Annotated in this window: 17 protein-coding genes; 10 read left to right on the plus strand and 7 right to left on the minus strand. The window is 70.0% G+C overall.

Annotation, left to right across the window (positions count from 1 at the left end; translation table 11 throughout):
* Window positions 1–316: 316 nt before the first annotated feature.
* The 4 genes from MFF21_RS15130 (at window position 317) to ettA (ending at window position 3,734) form a co-directional block, all read left to right on the plus strand.
* Window positions 317–595, plus strand: a complete 279-nt coding sequence (locus MFF21_RS15130) for a hypothetical protein (RefSeq protein WP_238311993.1) — start codon at window positions 317–319, stop codon at window positions 593–595.
* Window positions 596–597: 2 nt separating this feature from the next.
* Window positions 598–1,497 (plus strand): DNA/RNA non-specific endonuclease, encoded by a 900-nt coding sequence (locus tag MFF21_RS15135; protein WP_238311996.1) that lies wholly within the window; start codon window positions 598–600, stop codon window positions 1,495–1,497.
* A gap of 11 nt (window positions 1,498–1,508) precedes the next feature.
* Window positions 1,509–1,808 (plus strand): hypothetical protein, encoded by a 300-nt coding sequence (locus tag MFF21_RS15140; protein WP_238311997.1) that lies wholly within the window; start codon window positions 1,509–1,511, stop codon window positions 1,806–1,808.
* A gap of 273 nt (window positions 1,809–2,081) precedes the next feature.
* Window positions 2,082–3,734 carry an energy-dependent translational throttle protein EttA gene (gene ettA / locus MFF21_RS15145; protein ID WP_238311999.1) on the plus strand — a complete coding sequence of 551 codons (1,653 nt, stop codon included), beginning with the start codon at window positions 2,082–2,084 and terminating at the stop codon, window positions 3,732–3,734.
* A 184-nt stretch (window positions 3,735–3,918) separates the two neighbouring features.
* Here the strand turns inward: ettA and MFF21_RS15150 are convergent, their stop codons facing one another.
* Genes MFF21_RS15150 through MFF21_RS15160 form a run of 3 tightly spaced genes read right to left on the minus strand, consistent with a single transcriptional unit; the run spans window position 3,919 to window position 6,884 of the window.
* The gene (locus tag MFF21_RS15150) at window positions 3,919–4,770 is read right to left on the minus strand and encodes a formyltransferase family protein (protein ID WP_238312001.1); all 852 of its coding nucleotides are present in this window, start codon (window positions 4,768–4,770) and stop codon (window positions 3,919–3,921) included.
* Window positions 4,771–4,777: 7 nt separating this feature from the next.
* Complete coding sequence (locus MFF21_RS15155; protein ID WP_238312003.1) at window positions 4,778–5,545, minus strand: SDR family NAD(P)-dependent oxidoreductase; 768 nt, start codon at window positions 5,543–5,545, stop codon at window positions 4,778–4,780.
* Window positions 5,546–5,576: 31 nt separating this feature from the next.
* Window positions 5,577–6,884, minus strand: a complete 1,308-nt coding sequence (locus MFF21_RS15160; RefSeq protein WP_238312004.1) for a capsule polysaccharide biogenesis protein — start codon at window positions 6,882–6,884, stop codon at window positions 5,577–5,579.
* A 297-nt stretch (window positions 6,885–7,181) separates the two neighbouring features.
* Between MFF21_RS15160 and MFF21_RS15165 the strand changes: the two genes are divergently transcribed.
* The 4 genes from MFF21_RS15165 (at window position 7,182) to MFF21_RS15180 (ending at window position 12,828) form a co-directional block, all read left to right on the plus strand.
* Window positions 7,182–8,753, plus strand: a complete 1,572-nt coding sequence (locus tag MFF21_RS15165; RefSeq protein WP_238312006.1) for a capsular polysaccharide export protein, LipB/KpsS family — start codon at window positions 7,182–7,184, stop codon at window positions 8,751–8,753.
* 7 nt (window positions 8,754–8,760) lie between these two features.
* Window positions 8,761–10,263 carry an LTA synthase family protein gene (locus tag MFF21_RS15170; protein WP_238312008.1) on the plus strand — a complete coding sequence of 501 codons (1,503 nt, stop codon included), beginning with the start codon at window positions 8,761–8,763 and terminating at the stop codon, window positions 10,261–10,263.
* Window positions 10,264–10,412: 149 nt separating this feature from the next.
* Window positions 10,413–11,591: a polysaccharide biosynthesis/export family protein gene (locus tag MFF21_RS15175; protein ID WP_238312340.1), complete on the plus strand. Its 1,179-nt coding sequence runs from the start codon at window positions 10,413–10,415 to the stop codon at window positions 11,589–11,591.
* Window positions 11,592–12,138: 547 nt separating this feature from the next.
* Window positions 12,139–12,828 (plus strand): phosphorylase, encoded by a 690-nt coding sequence (locus tag MFF21_RS15180; RefSeq protein ID WP_238312010.1) that lies wholly within the window; start codon window positions 12,139–12,141, stop codon window positions 12,826–12,828.
* Here the strand turns inward: MFF21_RS15180 and hpnH are convergent.
* Entirely contained in the window at window positions 12,778–13,944 is a 1,167-nt protein-coding gene (hpnH, locus tag MFF21_RS15185) for an adenosyl-hopene transferase HpnH (RefSeq protein ID WP_238312013.1), read from the minus strand. The genes MFF21_RS15180 and hpnH overlap by 51 nt on opposite strands.
* Before the next feature lie 584 nt (window positions 13,945–14,528).
* Between hpnH and hpnN the strand changes: the two genes are divergently transcribed.
* Entirely contained in the window at window positions 14,529–17,192 is a 2,664-nt protein-coding gene (gene hpnN, locus MFF21_RS15190) for a hopanoid transporter HpnN (protein ID WP_238312014.1), read from the plus strand.
* A 45-nt stretch (window positions 17,193–17,237) separates the two neighbouring features.
* Here the strand turns inward: hpnN and hpnK are convergent, their stop codons facing one another.
* Window positions 17,238–18,077, minus strand: a complete 840-nt coding sequence (gene hpnK / locus MFF21_RS15195) for a hopanoid biosynthesis-associated protein HpnK (protein WP_238312015.1) — start codon at window positions 18,075–18,077, stop codon at window positions 17,238–17,240.
* 124 nt (window positions 18,078–18,201) lie between these two features.
* Here hpnK and MFF21_RS15200 point away from each other — a divergent pair, with 124 nt between their 5' ends.
* The gene (locus tag MFF21_RS15200; protein ID WP_238312016.1) at window positions 18,202–19,479 is read left to right on the plus strand and encodes an MFS transporter; all 1,278 of its coding nucleotides are present in this window, start codon (window positions 18,202–18,204) and stop codon (window positions 19,477–19,479) included.
* Between the two features lie 55 nt (window positions 19,480–19,534).
* On the opposite strand, the gene hpnJ is transcribed toward MFF21_RS15200, so the two are convergent.
* Both hpnJ and hpnI read right to left on the minus strand, forming a co-directional pair.
* A complete protein-coding gene (gene hpnJ / locus MFF21_RS15205) occupies window positions 19,535–20,968 on the minus strand; it encodes a hopanoid biosynthesis associated radical SAM protein HpnJ (protein ID WP_238312018.1) in 1,434 nt (477 codons plus the stop codon).
* A gap of 57 nt (window positions 20,969–21,025) precedes the next feature.
* Window positions 21,026–22,222, minus strand: a complete 1,197-nt coding sequence (gene hpnI, locus MFF21_RS15210; protein WP_238312020.1) for a bacteriohopanetetrol glucosamine biosynthesis glycosyltransferase HpnI — start codon at window positions 22,220–22,222, stop codon at window positions 21,026–21,028.
* Window positions 22,223–22,268: the final 46 nt, after the last annotated feature.

Consider the following 22,268-nt stretch of genomic DNA (forward strand, 5'->3'; position numbering starts at 1 on the left):
TCCGGCGTCTCAAGCCCCTCCAATATCGAGGTGTCAACGAGTGCCAATGGATGCCCCCGACCTGTCTTCGCGTTACCGTCCGTGTCCTTCCGCCGCCCCTCCGGCCCCCGCCGGGTGTCGGACGGTGCCGTCCGAGGATGCCATGATCCAGAGAAGGGATCGGATGAAACATCCCGAGATTTCGGCAGATTCCCGCACCTCGTGTGCCAAGGAACGCTGCCCGGACAGCGGACGTAGATACCGCCACCTATGGAATGCCAGCGGAATGATCAATATTGTGCATGCGCATTTTCGGCGAAGCGGGCATCCGGGCAACATGAGTCCCCTCGCAAATCCCAGGCGTGGGGCATGCTGTCTCACGCTGACCCTCGCGCTGCTTGCGCAGCCCGCCCTGGCCTCCCCCGCGGAGATCGAGGGCGAGCTCGCCGCGGGCGTTTTCACGCTCGTCTGCGACCTCGATCCGGGCTGCACCCGCGTGCCGCCGGGGCCGCCGGACCGGGACATCCACCCCTTCGAAGGGCGCCTCGGCCGGCCCTGCGGCTGGCGCGAGCGGGCCACGCCCTCCGGGACCCGTCACGTCCGCATCTGCCACTGATCGTGACCGCGCCTTCCCCGCGCCCGCGCCGCGGCCTCCTGCTCGCCGCGGCGCTGCTCGTCCTCGTTCCGCGCGCGGCGGCCGCGGAGTCCTGCCCACACGTCTTCGCGAGCGGGCAGGCCCCGGTGCTGACGAACCCCAGGCTGGGCACCGGCGCGCAGGCCCTCTGCTACGCGGCCTTCGCGATTCTCTACTCCCCGCAATCGCGCACGCCCCTCTACGCGGCGGAGCGTCTGACGCGCGGCGGCGTCTTCGCTGCGCGAAAGGTCGAGCGGGCGGATTCCTTCCACGAGGAGGAGCGGCTTCCGGAGCCGGCGCGGTCCCGCCTCGACGATTACGTCCGCAGCGGCTTCGATCGCGGGCACATGGCGCCCGCCGGCGACATGCCGAGCGCCGCGGCCCAGGCCGAGTCCTTCACCCTCGCCAACATCGTGCCGCAGGACCGCGAGGCCAACCGCTCCATCTGGGCGGCGATCGAGGAGAGCGTGCGCCGGCTGGCCCTGGAGCGCGGCGAGATCTTCGTGGTGACCGGGCCGATCTTCGAAGGCCATTCGGCCCAGGCCCTCAAGGGCCGCGTCCTCGTCCCGACGCAGATCTACAAGGCGGTCTACGATCCGAGATCCGGGGAGGCCGGGGCCTATCTCGCCGCGAATGCGGGAGGCGGCGCCTGGCGCCGGATCTCCGTGGCCGAACTCGACCGCCTCGCCGGTCTCGCGGTCTTTCCCGCCCTGCCGGAGGCGGCACGCACCCGGACCATGGACCTGCCCGAGCCGCGGGAATTCTCCCGCGACGGGGGCGCCTCGGACCGCGGCGATCGGGACGGCCTCGAGGCTTGGCTGCGCCGGGAACTGCACCGCCTCCTGCGCGCCCTCTGGCGCGAGGTGATGCGGGCGATCTTCTGAAGGGGGGAGCGATGACGAAGCGCACCAAATCGGGAGCGGCCGGGCCCGGGACACCCGCGCCCGCCTTCCGGCCCTTCGCGGACGATGCCTCCGTGCAGACCTTCGGCGCGCTGAGTTTCGAGAACGGCACGACCCGCATCGCGCTCCACGGCTCGGCGGAGATCACCCGCGATCGGGCCGGCCTCGCCCGCGCCCGCCAGTTGCGCGACCTCCTCGCCGCCATCGCCTCGGCCCTCGAAGGCGCGGATCTGCCCGAGACCGTCACCGAGACCGCCGAGGCGCCGGAAGTGGTCAGGAACCCCTTCGCCTGAAGGGGGAGAGGGGCCCGCCCGAACCGCGCGATCGCCCGGAACGGGCCCTGCCGCATTGGCGCTGTCCCCCGCCGTCCCCATATCCGGGGGCACGTGCCGTCATCGGGGCGGGGGCCTTCCTCGGCCGCGTCCTTGCCCGCTTCCGGGCGCCCTGATACTCGGGCACGAAACTCTCATATCCCGAACGTCGCCGGACCCGCGGCGCGGCCTCATCGAGCCGCGGCGGGTCGAACGGCCGGTTCGCGTCGAGACGCCGGAATCTAAGGAACCGCAATGGCCCGCGAATTCATCTACCACATGCGGGGTCTCACCAAGACCTACCAGGGTGGCAAGAAGGTCCTCGATAACGTCAACCTGTCCTTCTACCCCGATGCCAAGATCGGCGTGCTCGGCATCAACGGTGCCGGCAAGTCGACGCTGCTCAAGATCATGGCCGGCATCGACAAGGACTTCACCGGCGACGGCTGGGTCGCGCAAGGCGCCCGCGTCGGCTACCTGTCGCAGGAGCCGCAGCTCGATCCGAACAAGACGGTCCGCGAGAACGTCATGGAGGGCGTGGCCGAGAAGCAGGCGCTGCTCGACCGCTACAACGAGCTCGCCATGAACTATTCCGAGGAGACGGCGGACGAGATGACCGCTCTCCAGGACCAGATCGAGGCGCAGAACCTGTGGGAGCTCGATTCCAAGGTCGATCAGGCCATGGAAGCCCTCGGCTGCCCGAGCGACGAGCAGCCGGTCGCCACGCTCTCGGGTGGCGAGCGCCGCCGCATCGCGCTCTGCCGCTTGCTGCTTTGGGAGCCGGAGCTGCTGCTCCTCGACGAGCCGACCAACCACCTCGATGCCGAGACGGTGAACTGGCTCGAAGGTCATCTGCGCTCCTATCCGGGCGCGATCCTGATCGTGACCCACGACCGCTACTTCCTCGACAACGTGACCGGCTGGATCCTCGAGCTCGACCGCGGCAAGGGCATCCCCTACGAGGGCAACTACTCCTCCTGGCTGGTGCAGAAGCAGAAGCGCCTGGAGCAGGAGGGCCGCGAGGACATGGCCCGCCAGCGCGCCATCGCCCGCGAGCAGGAGTGGATCTCCGCCTCGCCGAAGGCCCGCCAGACCAAGTCGAAGGCGCGTATCACCCGCTACGAGGAGCTGGTCGCCAAGCAGCAGCAGAAGGTCGACGCCACCGCGCAGATCGTCATCCCGATCACCGAGCGGCTCGGCCAGAACGTCATCGAGTTCAAGAACCTCAACAAGGCCTTCGGCGACCGCCTGCTGATCGAGAACCTGTCGTTCAAGCTGCCGCCGGGCGGCATCGTCGGCGTGATCGGCCCGAACGGCGCCGGCAAGACCACCTTGTTCAAGATGATCACCGGCGTCGAGAAGCCCGATGGCGGCGCCATCGAGATCGGCGAGAGCGTGCATCTCGGCTATGTCGACCAGTCCCGCGACGCGCTCGATCCGAACGCGACCGTGTGGCAGGAGATCTCCGGCGGCAACGACATCCTCTATTTCAACAAGCGCGAGATCAATTCCCGCGCCTATTGCGCGGCCTTCGCCTTCAAGGGCGGCGACCAGCAGAAGAAGGTCGGCGTGCTCTCCGGCGGCGAGCGCAACCGCGTCCACCTCGCCGCGACCCTGCGGAAGGGCGGCAACGTGCTGCTCCTCGACGAGCCGACCAACGACCTCGACATGGAAACCCTGCGGGCGCTCGAAGAGGGGCTGGAGGATTACGCGGGCTGCGCGGTCATCATCAGCCACGATCGCTGGTTCCTGAACCGCATCGCGACCCACATCCTCGCCTTTGAGGGCGACAGCCATGTCGAGTGGTTCGAGGGCAACTTCTCGGATTACGAGGAGGACAAGAAGCGCCGCCTCGGCACCGACTCGATCATCCCGAAGAAGCTGAAGTACAAGAAGTTCTCGCGCTGAGGCTTCGGGAGGAGTCGCTCGGTCGCAGCGCTTTTCCTCGCCCTCTGGGCGAGGGGAACCGCGCGTGAGCGCGGTGGAGTGGGCCTCCGCGCGAGGCCGGCAACCCCGGCCCTGCCCTCTCCGTCCGCTTCGCGGCCACCTCTCCCAAAGGGAGGAGCAACACGCCCTGCACCGGGGCGGCCGCTCAGCGGTGGAGGCGCAGCGCGTCGCGCAGGTCGCGCCCATCGACCAGTTTCAGGCCGCGTTTCCCCATCGTCTTCAGCAGCGCGCGATCGGGAAAGCCGCAATAGGGCAGCACCGGAACCGTCCGCCCCTGCGGAACCTGGCCGGTCTGCGCGATCTCCGCGAGCACCCGGTCCAGCATCGAGCGCCCGTGATCGTGCAAGAGCCGGGCGGCGCGGGTGGCGGTGACGTCCGCCGGCAGTGCCGGCGCCTCCTGGGCCAGGATCGCGCCGGCATCGATCGCCTCGGCGAGGCGATGCACGGTGACGCCGAAGGCCCCCTCCCCCTCGGCCAGGGCGTGCAGGGTCGGCACCGGCCCGCGATGACGCGGCAGCAGGCCCGGATGCAGGTTGAGGCCGCCGAGCGACGCCAGCGCCAGGGTCGCGCCGGAAAAGATCTGGTCGAAATGGAAGGCCACGATCAGATCCGGGCGATGCGCGCGGAAGGCCGCCGCCACCGCCTCGCCGTTCACGTCGTCCACCGTCAGCACCGGGAGGCCGAGTCGTCGGCCGAGTCGGGCAAGCGGTGTCGCCTCGGGCGTCTCCTGCGCGCCGGACACGGCCTGCGTCAGCGGGGCCAGGGGCCGGAGCAGGTCCGGCAGGCCGAAATTCACCGCCAGATAGGGCAGGAAGCCCGGCCCCGAGCGGGCGAGGTGCCGGCGGACCTGGCCGGTCAGCCCCCCGCTCGACGGGCGTTCGGCATTGGAGAGCCCGAGGAAGGCGATATCCTCCGCATGGTCCGCGACGAAGCGGCGGACGGCGCGGGCATTGGGCAGCGCTTCGAGGGTGAAGAGCGCGATCCGGGGGCGGCCCATGGCGTCGTCAGCGCCGCAACTGGTTCTTGAAGCGGAAGCTGTGCAAGCCGAGGCTGCGCACCGATTCCGGCACCAGCATCGCGCCGCGGGCCAAAGCCGCCAGGAGGCCGGGGAAGGCGATCACGTCCTGATCCCGCTCCAGGCCCCGCGCGATGCGGGCGGCAGCCTCCTCCGCGCTCATCTCCAGGGGGCGCCAGCCCTTGATGACGCCGCCCATGGGCGTCTTCACGTAGCCGGGCGTGACGACGCTGAGCCTCACCCCCAGGGGCTTGAGCTTCGTGCGCAGGGCGAGGCCATGGGCGAGGAGCGCGGCCTTGGTGCCGCTATAGGCCGGGGCGTCCGGCAGCGGCGCATAGGCGGCGAGCGACGAGACCAGGGCGATCTGTCCGCTTCCGCGGGCGCTCATCCGGCTCACGCAGGGCAAGGCCACGTTGAGCGCGCCGCCGAGATTGATGTCCAGGGTCTCGAAGGCGGTTGCCTCGCTCTCCAGGCCGCCAGTCGGATGGCCACCGTTCACCCCCGCATTCACGATGACGAGATCGAGGGGCGTGTCTTGATCGAGGTCGCGGATCCAGGCCCCGACCGCGTCGCGGTCGCGCAGGTCGAGGGGCATGATCCGGGCCTGTGCGCCCCGGGCGCGGCACGCCTGCGCCACGGCTTCGAGGCGCCCGGCATCGCGCGCATTCAGGACGAGGGCGGTGCCCGGTGCCGCGTAGTGGCGGGCGAGCGCCGCGCCGATGCCGCTCGAGGCGCCGGTGATCAGGATGACGGGCATGGGGAACGCGTTCGGGAGGAGGTGTCGGCGCTCAATAGACCGGCGCGAGCGCGCCGCCATCCATCCCGCGCTCGCGATTGGCCCGGGCGGCGGCCAGGGCGGCGGCGGGCAGCACCGATTCCATGCGCAGGATCGAGCCGGTCACCGCCCGCTCGATCGCCGGCCGCGAGAAGTAGCCGCCGTTGATCTGGGTCCGGTGCATCACGACCCGGCTGAAATCGGTCATCAGCTCCCGATCCGGCGGCGTCGGGTTGCGCCAGAACGTGTCGATGCTGCCCTGATGGGTCAGGCCCGGCATGTTGTAGATCGCCGTGCCGGTGGCGAGCGTCGGCTTGCCCCGTTCGAGGGCGAGCATCCCCACCGTCGAGTTGACCAGCACCACGCCGCGGCTCCGGTCGATCAGCGTCGGCAGGTCGCCGCCGTCGATGAAGTCGAGCCGGTCGTTCACGCCGTGGCGCTTGGCGGCCTGACGGCCCCGCTTCCACCAGTTCATGATGCCGCTGTCGAGGGGGTGCAGCTTGATGAGGAGCCGCGCATCGGGATTCGCGTGCTTGGCGAAGGAGGCAATCACCCGGTCCATGAAGGCCTCGACCCCGAGGAAGGGCGAGTGGACGCGGATCTGGTAGTCGCTGTCGAGCTGCAGCGGCAGCAGGAAGTACTCGGCGTTGACGATGCCGTAGAGCTCGTTGACCCGCGCCGCGTGCTTCCGGGTGCGGCCCCGCCGGGAGAACTTGCGCAGCCAGCCGGCATATTCCCGGATGATGTGGTTCGGGCGGTGGCTGCGGAAGCCGGGATAGAGATAGGGGAAGGCGACGTTGGCGACGTTGTAGGAGATGTCCCAGAAGCTGCGCCGGGTCATGTCGCCGGTGAGCGGCATCGCCCGGCCCGGCTTGGGCAGGCGGCGGGCCAGGGCCCGGATCTCCGTGGCGTCCTTGGAGAGCGAGGAATTGCCGTTCGTGCCGCCATGCTCGCAGGTGATCCAGTAGGGGCGCAGATACCCCTCCTCGAACACGTGCACGCGGATGCCCAGCGGCTTGGCGACCTTCACCGCGGCCACGTGGTAGGGCCGGCAATCGCCGAACAGCACCAGGTCGGTGATGCCGTGCGTGCGGATATAGCCGAGGAGATAGGCGTCCCAGCCGGCCCGGGAGCCGCGGTAATGGTCGGAGGCGCCCCGCCAGAACAGCCAGTCGCCCGGGGCGAAGTTGATGCGGCGGACGCGATGCCCGCGCTCGCGCAGGGCGGCGCCGAGCTCCGAGAAGAACGGGGACGCGATCCCCTGCAGGAAAAGGAAGGTGGCAGCCGGTCCACGGGGCATGTCGGGCTGAGGCTGCGTCATACCAAGCGCGGTTCCCTCGATCCGGGCGACCCTGAACCGATCAGCAACGTCGCATGCCACCCGAAGCTTAACAATTTGCCAAGGCTGGGGACGGCGGCGAAACCCGTAAGCCGTTGTGAGACGGCCACATCCCGCCATCGGCGCGATCGCCGAGCTGTGGCCTGCGATTGCGGCTCCCGTGTGGTCGAACGGCGCGGCTTCCCCGACATTTGTGCGGCGCGGCCTTCCGTCGCTCGACGGATTTCCGTCGCGGGCCGAACCGCACTATGAGCGGCCCTGCGCTCGTTTCGGGTTCCGATGTCCTCGCCCCTGCCCCACGCGCCGTTTCCGGTCGGCCGAACCATCCGCCAGCTGCGCGCCGAGATCGAGTCGATCCTCGGCCGCGACCTCGCGCGCGCCCCGACCCCGCTGCCGGTGCTCTGGCAGGGTTCGGCCCGGCGCCTGCCCTGGCCCGGCGCCCTCGTCGTCGCCCCGGGCCCCCTGCTCAGCCCCTATGACCGGGCCGAGACCGGCTTTGCCAGCCTGCGCCTGCGCTTCCGGGACGCCCCCTATGGCGGCGCGTCCCTCGGCCCGGATTTCGGCGCGCGCCTTGCCGCCGCGGGCCTGTCCGAGGCGGCCGAGAGCCCCGGGCTCCGGGAGCGCTACGGCGCCGGCGTGCATTACTTCGATCCCTGGACCCGGGCGCCAATCGCGCCCGAGGAGGCCGTCGAGCGGGTCGCCTGGCTGCGCGCGCGCTTCGCCGGGAACGCGCGGCGCGTGGTGCTGGTCGGGATCTCCGGCTGGAAGCGCCCGGCCATGGACGTCTTCGCGGACGGGCCGGCGGGCCGGCCGATCCACGCCATGACCGCGCAGGACGCGATCGCGGCCGCCCGCCGGGAGGGGGGCGAGATCCGGGCCTGGGCGACGCGCCTGCCCGAGAGCCTGCCCCGCCTCTGCGCGGAGGCCGGCATTCCCTTCCGGCGGATCGAGGACGGCTTCCTGCGCTCCGTCGGGCTCGGGGCGAGCCTCGAGCCCGGCGCCTCCATCGTGCTGGACGATCTCGGGATCTACTACGATCCCCGGGTCGAGAGCCGCCTCGCGCGCATCCTGAAGGAGACCGATTTTCCGGCCGATCTCGTCGCCCGGGCCGGGGCCCTGCGCGCGGCGATCGTGGCGCGCCGGCTCAGCAAGTACAATGTCGGCCTGCGCGATGCCGGGGCGATGGACTGGCCCCCGGGGCGCAAGGTCGTGCTGGTGCCGGGCCAGGTCGAGGACGACGCCTCCGTCACCTTCGGCTCGCCGAAGGTGCGCTCGAACCGCGACCTGCTGCGGGCGGCCCGGGCCCGCCATCCGGACGCGTTCCTGCTGTTCAAGCCGCATCCCGACGTGGAGGCGGGCTTCCGCCCGGGCAAGATCCCGGAGGCCGAGGCGCTCGCCATCGCCGACCGGATCGTGGCCGGCCTCGCCATCGTCGACCTGCTCGACCGGGTCGACCATGTCGAGACCATGACCTCCCTCGCCGGCTTCGAGGCCCTGATCCGCGGGATCCGCGTCGGCGTGCATGGCCGGCCCTTCTATTCCGGCTGGGGGCTCACGGAGGATCTGGCGCCCGGCGCCGACCGGGGCCGCCGCCTCGCCCTGGACGAGCTCGTGGCCGGCACCCTGCTCCTCTATCCCGTCTATCTCGATCCCGTGGCGATGAAGCCCTGCACGCCCGAGCAGCTGCTCGACCGGCTCTCGCAGGCGCGGGACGCGGCCGGCCCGTCCCGGCTCGCCATCGGCCGCGGCCGACAGCTCGTCATGCGGATGCGCTATGCCCTGATCAATCCGGTGCTGCGGGCGCTGCGGGCGCGCCGCGGCGTGCGGGGCGCACCGGAGGGCGAGGGATGAGAGCGCCGTGCCGGATCTCCTGACGAGCGTGTTCGCGCCCCTTCTCGTGGCGCTGCTCGGATCCTTCGCCATCGAGGCCGCCGCCTCGCCGGTGGCGGTCGGGCGGCGCCCGCGCGACCTCGCGGTGCGGCTGGCCGCCTATGCCCTCGTCATGGCCTTCTGGTTCACCTTCTCCTGGCGGCCCTGGCTCGCGGCCACCTCGTGCCTGCTGACGGTGGCGGGGTTCGAGGCGGTGAGCGCGCTCAAGCGGAAGGTCATCGGCGAGCCCCTCGCCTTCAGCGATTTCGCCCTGCTCAAGCAGGTGCCCCGCTACCCCGAACTCTATTACGTGCCGCCGGTCTCCGATCCGCGCGTGGCGCTTCCGGCCCTGGGGGGGATCGGCCTCGTCATCCTCTGGTACGTGCTGGAGCCCGCCCAGCTGCCCCGGGCGACCGGGGCCGCCCTCGCCGCCCTCCTGCTCTGGCCCCTGGCCCTGGCGGGCCTCCTCGCCCTCGCCCGCTCGCCCTGGGGCCGGTCCCGGCTGGCGCGCCTCTTCCCGCGGCCCGCCCTTGCCGCGGACGTCGCCCGCTACGGCCATCCCGCGACCCTGCTCGGCTATGCCCTGCGCCGGGATGCCGAGCGCGCGGCCGGTCCCGCCCCGCGGATGCCCCCCGCCGCCCCGGCGGCGGGTCCGGAGGTGATCGTCGTCGTCCAGCTCGAATCCTTCCTCGATCCCGAGCGGCTCGGCGGCCCGGCCCTGCCGCTGATGCGGCGCATCCGGGAACAGGCCGAGAGCTATGGCCGCCTGAGGGTGCCGGCGCATGGCGCCTACACGATGCGCACCGAGCATGCGGTGCTCACCGGCCTGCGCCCGGAGGAGCTCGGCTTCGGCGTCTTCGATCCCTACCTGTCCGGCGGCGGGAGCGAGCCCGAGAGCCTCGCCCGCCTCGCCCGGGCCGCCGGCTACGAGACCGTCTTCGTGCATCCCTTCGATGCCGATTTCTTCGAGCGCCGCCGGATCTTCGCGCAGCTCGGCTTCGATCGCATCGTCGATCGCGATGCCTTCGCCCAGGCCGACAGGGTCGGCCCCTATATCGGTGACGCGGCCGTGGCGGCCCGCCTCCTGGCGGAGGTGCGGGGGCGGACCCGCCCGCTCTTCCTGTTCTGCGTGACCATGGAGAATCACGGCCCCTGGCCACCGGGGCGGTTGCCGGGATTCGCGGATCCGCTCGCGCAATGGTTGCATCATGCCGCGAATTCCGGCCGGGCCGCGGAGACCTTGATCGACGGGCTCGCCGGCGTGCCGGCGCTGCTCTGCCTCTACGGGGACCACGCCCCGTCCCTCCCGAACTGCCGCCCGGGTTTCGGCGATACCTGCACCGATTATGCCCTGTTCCGCTTCGACGGCGGGGGCGGTTCGCCCACCCGCCGCGACCTCACGGCCGACGGGCTCGGCCGTCTCCTGCGCGGGCATGTGACCGGGGCCGGCGCAGGAAAACGCGATGAAAGCTTGGCCTTGTCACGGTCGTGACGCAATGTCGGCCGAGGTGTCTGCTCGCGAGGGTTGCCGTGCGGCAGCGCTTAAGCGTTCGTTATAGGGATCCAGGCCTTTTGACCGGAACCATTCATCGACCGGACCGGAGCAGTGCGAGCGTGAATTCTCAGGCGAATTCGTCGACTCTGCGCGGCACCGCCCTCGTCGCCCTGGCGACGACCCTCCTGTCCGGTCTCGTCTCCGGGTGTTCGGTGCTCCCGGCTTCTGGGCCGACGACGAGCGCGGTCGTTGAGGGGGCGGACATTGCCACGAGCGAGGGTCTGTTTGCGCGCTACGAGATCGTGGACGTGGACGCCTCGGTGGTGGAGGCCCTGCGGGCGCGCCCGCTCGACAGCCTGCTCTCGACCTTCGGGGACAATCGCGGTGCGCCCGAGCCGCTGATCGGGGTGGGCGATTCCGTCTCGGTGCAGATCTGGGAGGCGGGCTCGGGCGGTCTGTTCTCCGGCCCGCTGGTGGCCGACCGGTTCTCGGCGGGCTCCAAGTCGGCGATGATCCCGGACCAGCCGGTGGCGCGCGACGGGACGATCTCGGTGCCCTATGCCGGGCGCATTCCGGTGGCGGGCCGGCGCGCCCAGGACGTGCAGACACTGATCGAGAACGAGCTGTCCGGCAAGGCGATCCAGCCGCAGGTTCTGGTGAGCGTGTCGCGGCCCCTGTCGCAGAGCGTGACCGTCAACGGCGAGGTGGTGGCCGGGGCGCGCATCCCGCTCTCGCAGAAGGGCGACCGGCTGCTCGACGTGCTGGCCTCGGCCGGGGGCACCCGCGCGCCGGTGCACGAGGTGTTCGTGCGCCTGTCGCGCAATGGCACCACGGTGACGGTGCCGCTCTCGGCGGTGGTGGCCAATCCGCGCGAGAACATCTACCTGCGCCCGGGCGACACGCTGACGCTGGTGCGCGATCCGCAGACGGTGCTGGCGGTGGGGGCGCTCGGCAACACCACCGAGATCGAGTTTCGGGCCGAGGGCATCTCCCTCGCCCAGGCCCTGGCCCGGGCCTCGGGGCTCTCCACCTTCGCCGCCGATCCGGAAGGCGCCTTCATCTTCCGCTTCGAGCCGGCCTCGCTGGTGCGCCGCCTCCGCCCGCGCTCGCCCCTGCTCAACGCCAAGCTCGTGCCGGTGGTCTACCGCTTCAACATGCGCGACCCCAACAGCCTGTTCCTGCAGCAGGCCTTCCGCATGCGCAACCGCGACCTGATCTACGTCTCCAACGCCCCCCTGGTCGAACTCCAGAAGGTCCTCTCCGTCTTCTCAACCGTCACATCCCCCATCGCCGCAGGCGCGGGCGTGGCCACGGCGGTGCGGTAACGGGCGCATGGGCCTCTCTCCTCCCGCGGGGAGGACGTGAAGGTGGGGATGGCCAGGATGAAGCGGAGCGTGTCGAGCCGGCTCCCCCCCTCTCCCCGCACGCGGGGAGAGGCCCGCATGGACCGCGTCGTCCATGCGGGGAGCGCAGGCGAAGCCGGAGCGATGGTGAGGGGGCTTGAACGGATGTGGCTCCTTCGTCACCGCCCCCTCACCCTCGGCTGCCGCCTCGCCGCGCCGACGACGAGGTCGTCGCGGCCCTCTCCCCGCACGCGGGGAGAGGGGATCCGCGCGCAGCTGAGCGGACGAGCCCCTAGACCGTTTCCGCGTCACCCAGAGCGGATCGAGCCGGCTCCCTCCTCTCCCCGCACGCGGGGAGAGGAGATGCGCGCGCAACCGGCGCGGCGGAGCGGCTCGACGTCCAAACCGTCCTTGCGAGGCGGAGCCGACGCAATCCAGGGGCGCGACCTGTCCGGAAAAGGCGGCGCCCCCGGATCGCTGCGCGCGCGCTCGCAAGGACGGAAGCCCCCATCCACCCACCGGAACACCGATGACGACGACCCTTCGCAGCGATGTCCTCGCCCTCTGCGGGCTGGCGCGGGAGGCGCGGATCGCCGCCGGGGACGGGGTCCTGACCCTGCAGGCGGGGGGCGATCCGGCGCGCCTGCGGGCGCGGCTCGCCGAGCGCCCGCCCGAGGGCCTGCGGGCGGTGGTCAGCTTCGGCATCGCGGGCGGGCTCGATCCGGCCCTGAAGCCCGGCGCCGTCGTGATCGGGACGGCGGTGCGCGGCGCGCAACGCTGGCAGGCCGATCCGAGCCTCGTCGAGGCCTGGCGCCGGCGCCTGGGGGGAAGCGGCCTCGCCCTGGTCGCCGCGGAGGTCGCGGGGGTGGAGGCGGCGGTGCTGAGCCCGCAGGCCAAGGCCGCCCTGCGGCAGGAGACCGGCGCGGCCGCCGTCGACATGGAATCGCAGGTCGCCGCCGCCTATGCGGCGCAGCACGGCCTGCCCTTCGGCATCCTGCGCGTGGTCTGCGATCCCGCAGAAAGGGCGCTGCCCGCCTTCGCGGCCAACGCCCTGAAACCGAACGGCGACCCCGACATCGCCGCCGTGTTGATGGCCCTGGCGCGCCGTCCGTCCCGGCTCGGCGCGCTCCTGAGCCTCGCCCGGGATTCGGGCGAGGCCTTCCGGGGCTTAGGCCGCGCTCGCGCGCTTCTGGGTCTCGCGCTTGGTGTCGACGCCTGAGGCGCGGATCTCCGAGAGCTTCTCGGCGACGTTGCGCGAGAACACGAACTCGGCGGGGCGCTGGTTCTCGAGGCTGATCTCCGGCGCCATGTCGCCCTCGGTCTTGATGCCGCGCAGGGCATGGACCAGCGGCTTCCAGGGCTTGCGGACGGAATCGACCACCGAGGAGGCCTCGTAGCCCGAATGGACCATGCAGTCGGCGCACTTCTCGTAGTTGCCGGTGCCGTAGGCGTCCCAGTCCGTGGTCTCCATCAGCTCCTTGAAGGTCTTCGCGTAGCCTTCGCCGAGGAGGTAGCAGGGCTTCTGCCAGCCGAACACCGTGCGGGTCGGGTTGCCCCACGGGGTGCAATGGTAGGTCTGGTTGCCGGCCAGGAAGTCGAGGAACAGGCCCGACTGCTGGAAGGTCCACTTCTCGCGGCCCTTCTCCTTGCCGTGCCGGAACACGCCGCGGAACAGCTCCTTCGTCGCCTTGCGGTTGAGGAAGTGCTGCTGGTCGGGGGCGCGCTCGTAGGCGTAGCCCGGCGAGACCGTGATGCCGTCGATGCCCATGCGGGTCACCGAGTCGAAGAAGTCGGCGATCTTGTCGGCCGAGGAATTGTTGAAGAAGGTGCAGTTGATGGTGACCCGGAAGCCCATCTCCTTGGCCTTCTTGATGGCCGCGACGGCCTTGTCGTAGACGCCGCGCTGGCACACCGACTGGTCGTGCATCTCCTTGTCGCCATCGAGATGGATCGACCAGGTGAAGTACGGGCTCGGCTTGTACTGGGCGATCTTCTTCTCGAGCAGGAGCGCGTTCGTGCACACGATCGCGAACTTCTTCTGCGCGATGATGCCCTCGACGATCTGCGGCAGATCCTTGTGGAGAAGCGGCTCGCCGCCGGCGATCACCACCACGGGTGCACCGCACTCGCGCACGGATTCCAGCGCCTCGTCCACGGGCAGGCGCTTGTTCAGGATCTCGTCGGGGTAGTCGATCTTACCGCACCCGGCACAGGCGAGATTGCAGCGGAACAGCGGCTCCATCATCATGACGAGCGGGTACCGCTTGCGGCCGGTCAGGTGCTGCTTGAGGATGTAGCCGCCGATCTTCGCGACGTACCGAACGGGAATTCCCAAGACGCGGCTCCTTTGTTGTTGGCCCCGGATTGGGGGGCTGCTTAGCGCGAAAAGAACACGGTTTCCAGCGAACTAGGCTGAAACGACTCTGAACTGTCCCGGCGTGCCGGCCCTCCGGCGCGCCGTCTGGCGATCACGTTGCCGGAGCCGAGGCGGGCGGATGAACACCCCGATCGCCCAGCAGGAGCCGTGCCTGAACCCGCGCTCTTCCCGTTTCTTGCGGCGATTTCGAGACAGCTTGAGCCTTCGCTGCTGAGCCGGCTGCGCACAATCCTTGTGCGGTGCGATTTTGCACGCCGACCCGTCCGGGGCCACGATTCTGACGCTGCGTTGCATTCCGGTGCCAAGGACAGTACTTAGCCCGGCCGTCCGGCGGCGTCTTCCCGTGGAAAGGGGGGCGCCGCGTCTGCCGCACGGGATGGATCCGGTCTCCTCCCTTGGGCAGGATCCGCCCCGGCTCGATACCGATTCGGGCGGCTTCCCCACTTCGGGGCCGGACGGGGCGGGATCGGGAGCCGTGTTCAGGCGCTCGCGCCCTATCTCCCTCCAACCGCAGCCCACGACCGAAGGCAGGCAGGAACCTCGTGATCGAACGTCTCGTCGCGTTTTCCGTAAAGCGCCGGTGGCTCGTCCTCGCCCTCGCGGCGCTCGTGACCGTGGCGAGCGCGGGTCTTTCGGCCAAGCTGTTCCGGATCAACACCGATGTCGAGCGGCTGATCGATTCCAAGGTCCCCTGGCGCCAGGACGAGATCGCCTTCGAGAAGGCTTTCCCGCAGCGCTCCAACCTCGTCGCGGCCGTGATCGACGGCGAGACGCCGGAACAGGCCGAGGAGGCCGCGGCCGAATTGTCGCGGGCGCTCGCCGCGCACAAGAGCGAGATCGAGACGGTCTACCGTCCGGACGGCGGCCCGTTCTTCGACCGCAACGGCCTGCTCCTGATGTCGCAGAAGGAGCTGGAGCAGACGACCGAGAAGCTGGTGGAGCAGCAGGGCCTGCTCGGACCGCTCGCCGCCGATCCCTCCCTGCGGGGCATCATGCGGGTGCTCAATCTCGGCGTGAAGGGCGTGAAGAGCGGCGACGCCAAGCTCGAGGATCTCGAGCGGCCGATGAACCAGATCGACACCACCATCCGGAAGGTGCTCGACGGTCAGCGGGCGCGGATGTCGTGGCAGGAGCTTCTCGCCGGCGGCAAGTCCACGGTCACGGACAAACGCAAGTTCGTGATGATCCAGCCGCGCCTGGACTACAACGCGCTCGAGCCCGGCCGCGAGGCGACGAAGCTGATCCGCGACGTCGCCAAGGAGCTGAAGATCACGCCCGAATACGGCATGCGCATGCGCCTGACCGGGCCGGTGGCCGTGGCCGACGACGAGTTCGCGACGCTCGCCGACGATGCCCTCCTCAACTACTCGCTGACGACGGGCGCCATCGTCCTGTTCCTCTGGTTGGCGCTGCGCTCCGCGCCGCTCGTCGTCGCCGTGCTGCTCACGACCTTCGCCGGCCTCGTCGTCACGGCGGCGCTCGGCCTCCTCATGGTGGGCGAGCTCAACCCGATCTCGGTGGCCTTCGCGGCCCTGTTCGTGGGCCTCGGGATCGATTTCGGCATCCAGTTCGCCGTTCGCTACCGGGCCGACCGCTATGTCGAGAACGGGATCGAACCCGCGATCCGGGCCGCAGCCCGGGGCGTGGGATGGTCGCTGACCCTCGCCGCGGTCTCGCTGCTCGCCGGCTTCTACGCCTTCCTGCCCACCAAGTTCCGCGGCGTCTCTGAGCTCGGCCTCATCGCCGGCTCGGGCATGATCGTCGCCTATCTCTTCTCGCTGACGGTGCTGCCGGCGCTCATCGCCCTGTTCAATCCCAAGGGCGAGAAGCAGGCGGTCGAGACCACCTGGCTCGCCGGGGTCGATCACTGGATCATCGTGCACCGGAAATGGGTGCTGATCGGCGTCGGTCTCCTGACCGTCGCCGGGATCCCGCTTCTCCTGAAGCTGCCCTTCGATTCCAACCCGATGCACCTGCGCAGCCCGAAGGTGGAGTCGATCGCGACCTATCTCGACCTGATCAAGGATCCGGGCACCAGCCCCAACACGATCGACGTGCTGGCGCCGTCGGTGGCGGACGTGCCGAAAGTGTCTGAGCGGCTGAAGAAGCTCGACTCGGTGGCCGAGCTCTACAGCATCGACACCTTCGTTCCGCGGGATCAGGACCAGAAGCTCGCGACCATCCAGGAGACGGCGCAGCTCCTCGCACCCTCTCTCAACCCGGGCCGCAAGCCTCCGCCGCCGACCGACGCGGACAACGTGAAGGCGCTCAAGGAGACCGCGGCCGCGCTCAAGACGATCGCCGGGGACAAGGGGGGTGCCAAGGCCGCCGGCGATCTCTCCGAGACGCTCGACAAGCTCGCCGCGGCGCCGGTGGCGACCCGCGAGGCGGCCTCCGTCGCGCTCACCACCGATCTGAAGACCCTGATGCGGCGCCTGAGCGACCTGCTCAACCCGCAGAAGATCACCCTGGAGAACCTGCCGCCGCAGCTGAAGGCCGAGTGGGTGACCGCCGATGGACGCGCCCGCATCGAGGTGCATCCCAAGGGCAATTCCAACGACGACGAGGTGCTGCGGCGCTTCGCCAAGCAGGTGCGCACGGTCGATTCCCATGCCACCGGCGCGCCTGTGGCGACGACCGAGTCGAGCTACACCATCCTCGGCGCCTTCATGCAGGCCGGCATCACCGCCTTCGTGCTGATCTTCATCATCCTGTCCATCGCCCTGCGCAAACCCTGGGACGTGGCGATGACGCTCGGGCCGCTGGTGCTGGCGACGCTTTGGACGCTGATGGCGCTCCACGTCATCGGCATGCCCCTGAACTTTGCCAACATCATCGCCCTGCCGCTGATGCTCGCGGTCGGCGTGGCCTTCCACATCTACTACGTGATCGCCTGGCGGGCGGGCGTGGTCGACATGCTGGCCTCCAGCCTGACGCGGGCGATCTTCTTCTCCGCGCTCACCACGGGGACGGCCTTCGGCTCGCTGATGCTGTCGAGCCATCCGGGCACGGCGAGCATGGGCAAGCTCCTCGCCCTGTCGCTGTTCTTCACCCTGATCGCCGCCTTCTTCGTGGTGCCGGCCTTCCTCGGCCCGCCCCCGGTTCATCCCGACAAGGATCGGCCGGAGGGCGAGGAAGCCGGCAAGCTGCCCGGGACCAAGCCGGGCACCAACAAGACGATGCGCGAGGCCGCAGCGGTGAAGTGAGCGATCCCTGCGTGGGGCCTTCAAGCCCCGCGCAGGGAGGCCGGCTCACAGGAAGTCGGAGAAGCCCCCGCTCCGGGCTCCCGAGCGTGCGACGGCCTCACGGGCGGCGGGGGCGATCAGCGCGTCGCGCTCCGCCGCATAGGCGTAACCCGGCGCCTCGCCGGGAAAGCCTCCCGCCGTGGCCGGGTGCGTGTAGAGTTCCGTGAGCCCGTTCGGCAGATGCGCGAGGAGGCCGGCGACCCGGCCGGGCGTCATGGCGCCGGACCAGGCGAGGCCGAGGGTTCGGTCCGGAATGAGCAGCCCCGCCTGCCGCGCCCGGGCGGCGAGCAGCGCGGCCCAGGGGGCGATGTCCAGGGCGGCCCGCGGCCGGGCGCTCGGCTCGGCGAGCCGCAGAAGCGGCCGCGGCTCCCGGGGCACCCGGATCGCCCGCATCCCGTAACGGCGGCCGATCGCGAGCACGGCCCCCGCGATCAGCGGGTGGACGTGGAAATGCTTGTGGGCGTTGACGTGGTCGAGGGGCAGGCCCGTCGCCCGATAGGCCTCGAATTGTGCCGTGATCTCGGCGGCGAGCTGGCGCCGCGCCGCGGGCCGGGCCGCGAGGTCGAAGCCGAGGCGGCCCATGTCCCGGCGCATCAGGCCCTGCCCGTCGACGAGGTCGGGCAGTTGCGCCGGCGGCAGGGTCGGCCACGCCTCCACCAGGACGAGATGCAGGCCGACCCGCAGGGACGGCATCCGCCGGGCGCGCGCGACCGCGTCGGCGGCGGCCGGTGCCGACACCATCAGGCTCGCCGCGGTCAGGATCCCCGCGCGATGGGCCTGCTCGACCGCCTCGTTCACCTCATCGCTGAGGCCGAAATCGTCGGCCGTCACGACCAGTCGCTTCACGCGCGTCTCTCCCGCTTGCCTCGCACCTTCCGGCGGACTGACGGGAGAGCCGGTTCCGGTCAAGAGCGGGGGAGGCCGCAAGCGCGACCGCGACGGCCGGGGCGGCAGCGTGTAGAGCGCGGGCATGCCCGCCTCCGCTTCCTCCGCCCGCCGGATCCTGATCGCCAGCTTCATCGGCACCGCGATCGAGTTCTACGATTTCTACGTCTACGCCACGGCCGTCGCGCTGGTGATCGGGCCGCTCTTCTTCCCGCCGGGCGATCAGGCCGCCCAGACGCTGAACGCCTTTGCGACCTTCGCCATCGCCTTCATCGCCCGGCCGGTGGGGGCGGCCCTGTTCGGGCATTACGGGGACCGGATCGGACGGAAGGCGACGCTCGTCGCCTCGCTGATGATCATGGGCATCTCGACCGTCCTGATCGGCTGCCTGCCCTCCTATGCCAGCGCCGGCTGGATCGCTCCGGCTCTGCTGTGCCTGCTGCGCTTCGGCCAGGGGATCGGCTTCGGCGGGGAATGGGGCGGTGCGGCCCTGCTCGCGGTGGAGAACGCCCCGCCCGGGCGGCGGGCGCTGTACGGCATCTTCCCGCAGCTCGGCGCGCCCCTCGGCTTCGTCGCGGCCAATCTCGCCTTCCTCGGCCTCAGCGTGGCGCTCACCCCGGCGCAGTTCGAATCCTGGGGCTGGCGCCTGCCCTTCCTGGCCTCCGCCGCCCTGGTGCTGGTCGGGCTCTATGTCCGGCTGAAGCTCACCGAGACGCCGGTCTTCGCCGCGGCCCTGGCCCGGAGCCGGCCGGAGGCGGTGCCGCTGGGCCTGATCCTCACGCGTCATCGCAGGGCGACGCTGCTCGGCACGGGCGCGATGATCGCCTGCTACGCCGTCTTCTACATCACCACGGTCTTCGCCTTGAGCTGGGGCGTCGGCCGGCTCGGCTATAGCCGCCCGGCCTTCCTGCTGTTCGAATGCGTCGCCGTCTGCTTCATGGCCCTGGCGATCCCGCTCTCGGGTGCGGCCGCGGACCGGTTCGGCCGCCGCCCCGTGCTGATCGCGGGCCTCCTCTGCGCCGCCGGGCTCGGCCTGCTGATCGGCCCGCTTCTGGGCAGCGGCTCGGCGGTCGCCGTGCTGGCCTTCCTCTGCCTCGGCCTGTTCGCCATGGGCTGGATCTTCGGGCCGATGGGCGCCCTCCTGCCGGAGCTGTTTCCGACGCGGGTGCGCTACACGGGCGCCTCGGTGACCTACAATCTCGGGGGCATTGTCGGGGCCTCGGCGGCCCCCTTCCTGGCGCAGGCTCTGGCCGAACGCGGCGGCATCGGCGCCGTGGGGCTTTATCTTGCCGCGGCGGCCGGCATCAGCCTGTTCTGCGTGATGCGGATGCCGGAAACGGCCAAGAGCTCGGTCGCGGACTGAAACGAAAACGGCCGGGCGAGCGCCCGGCCGTTCCGCAGAATCGATGCAGTCCCGTTCAGGCAGCCTTGGCGCCGGACTGACGGTCCTTGAGGAAGTGCCAGAACTCGACGCCCTCGCGCAGGCGGCGCTTCATCATGTCCGGCGAGCGGACCATCTCGCCGACGATCGAGGCGATCTTCGGGGCGCGGAAGTAGAACTTCTTGTAGAAGTCCTCGACCGAGTTGAAGATCTCGGTATGCGAGAGATGCGGGTAGTGCAGCGGCGCGACCTGCACGCCGTTCTCGTCGACGAGCTCCGCGTTCTCCACGTCGAGCCAGCCGTTCTCCACCGCCTGCTTGTAGAGGAAGGTGCCCGGATAGGGCGCCGCCAGCGACACCTGGATCGTGTGCGGGTTGATCCGGGTCGCGTACTTGATCGTCTCCTGGATCGTCTCCTTCGTCTCGCCGGGCAGGCCGAGGATGAAGGTGCCGTGGATGGCGATGCCGAGCTCGTGGCAATCCTTGGTGAACTTCTCGGCCACCTCGACGCGCATGCCCTTCTTGATGTTGTGAAGGATCTGCTGGTTGCCGGACTCGTAGCCGACGAGCAGCAGGCGCAGGCCGTTGTCGCGGAGGATCTTCAGGGTCTCGCGCGGCACGTTGGCCTTGGCGTTGCAGGACCAGGTCACGCCGAGCTTGCCGAGCTCGCGGGCGATCTCCTCGGCGCGGGGCAGGTTGTCGGTGAAGGTGTCGTCGTCGAAGAAGAATTCTTTCGTCTGCGGAAACGCCTTCAGGCAGTACTTGATCTCCTCGATCACGTGGCCGACCGAGCGGGTGCGGTAGGTGTGGCCGCCGACCGTCTGCGGCCAGAGGCAGAAGGTGCAGCGGCTCTTGCAGCCGCGGCCGGAATAGAACGAGATGTACGGGTGCTTCAGGTAGCCGATGAAGTAGTTCTCCATGACGAGGTCGCGCTTGTACACGCTCGTGACGAAGGGCAGCTGGTCCATGTCCGTCATGATCGGACGGTCTTCGTTATGAACGATGACGCCCGAAGAGTTACGGTAGGACAGACCCTTGATCTGGGACATGTCGACGCCGTCGGCGACGTCCTTGATCGTGAAGTCGAACTCGTTGCGGGCCACGAAATCGACGGCGGGCGCCTGGGCGAGGGAGCCGGCGGCATCGACAGCGACCTTGGCGCCGATCAGACCGGCCTTCAGATTCGGGTTCTCGGCCTTCAGCGCTTCGATGGTCTTCACGTCCGACTTGAAGGACGGGACCGAGGTGTGGAGCACCACGAGATCGAAGTCCTTGGCCTGGCCGCGGATCTCCTCGAGCTTGGTCTTGTGGGGCGGTGCGTCGATCAGCTTGGAATTCTCGACGAGGGCGGCGGGCTGGGCCAGCCAGGTCGGATACCAGAACGACTTGATCTCGCGCTTGGCCTGATAGCGGGAGCCGGCGCCCCCGTCGAAGCCATCGAAGGTGGGTGCCTGCAGGAAGAGCGTGCGCATGGGGTTCAAGGCCTCAAGCTAAGCTGTGGGGACGATCATCGTTAAATTATGAAAAACTTAGACCGAGGTGGCGCCGGTCTTCTGAGCCAGACCGTGTTCCGGGATCAGCGTACCGTCCGCAACCACACGGTAATCGTGACCTTTCCATGTCACGGCCCCGGAGACGAAGCTCCAGGTAAAGCTTGCAAAGGAGAGCATGTCGCGGATCGGCAACAGCCAGTAGGCGTGGGGTGCCAGGCCGAAGGCGCGCTCGACGCGCAGGCAGAGCAGGATCCGGCAGGCGAGCGCCAGCGCGGCGACGGCGAGCGCGGCGGTGCCGGCGCCCGGCAGCAGCGCCCCGATCAGCGCCAGCGGGAAGGCGTGGGTGACGATGGAGCCGGCATAGCCCGCGGGATCGACGTTCCGAATCGTGCGGTTCCAGCGCAGCTCGTGCCGCCACAACCCGGAGAGCGCCGTATCCACGCAGGCATGGCCGATGGTGAAGTTCGGGATCGCGACCCGACTCCCATCGGCGCGGAGGGCCTCGCCGATGGCGTAGTCGTCGGCGAGGTCGTTGCGGAACGCCTCGAAGCCGCCGATGCGGGCCAGGGACTTGCGCTCGAGCGCGATCGTGGAACCGAAGCACGGCTTCGCGAGGCCGAGGGAGGTTCCCACGATCACGTTGGTGGCGAACTGCACGTCGATGGCCAGGGCCGCGAGCTGGGCGAAGGGCCCGCGCTCGCCCGGCACGCCATGGTAGAGGCAGGTGACGCCGCTCACCCCCGGCTGCGACAGCTCGGCGACGATGCGATCGAGATAGTCGGGGCGCACGCTCATGTCGCTGTCGGCGAGCACGATCACGTCGTTCGCGATCGCCTTCGACATGTTGATCAGGTTGGAGACCTTGCGGTTCGAGCCGTGCTGGCTCGCATCGAGCACGAGGTCGATGCGCAGGCGGGGAAAGCGCTCCTGCAGCCGCCGCACCACGCCGATCGCCGGGTCGGTCGCCGTCTGCACGCCGAAGACCACCTGGACCGGGCCGGCATAGTCCTGGGCGCAGAAGCTCGCGAGATTCTTTTCGAGATCCGGCTCGTCGCCGCAGAGGGGTTTCAGGATCGTCACGGAGGGGCGCGGCGCCTCCGCGGGCAGGCGCGGCGACGGGCGACGGGCGAAGCGGCCGGCGAGGAAGGCCGCGAGCAGCACGTAGACGCAGCCCGCCAGCGCCAGCGCCAGCAGCAGCGGAGAGATCCAGGACGACAACGCGGTCAGATCCATGGGAGGCGTCGCTTGGGGCTTTCGTCGAGGGCGGATACCGCTGCGC

This window comes from Methylobacterium organophilum (assembly GCF_022179465.1).
Lineage (GTDB): Bacteria > Pseudomonadota > Alphaproteobacteria > Rhizobiales > Beijerinckiaceae > Methylobacterium > Methylobacterium organophilum.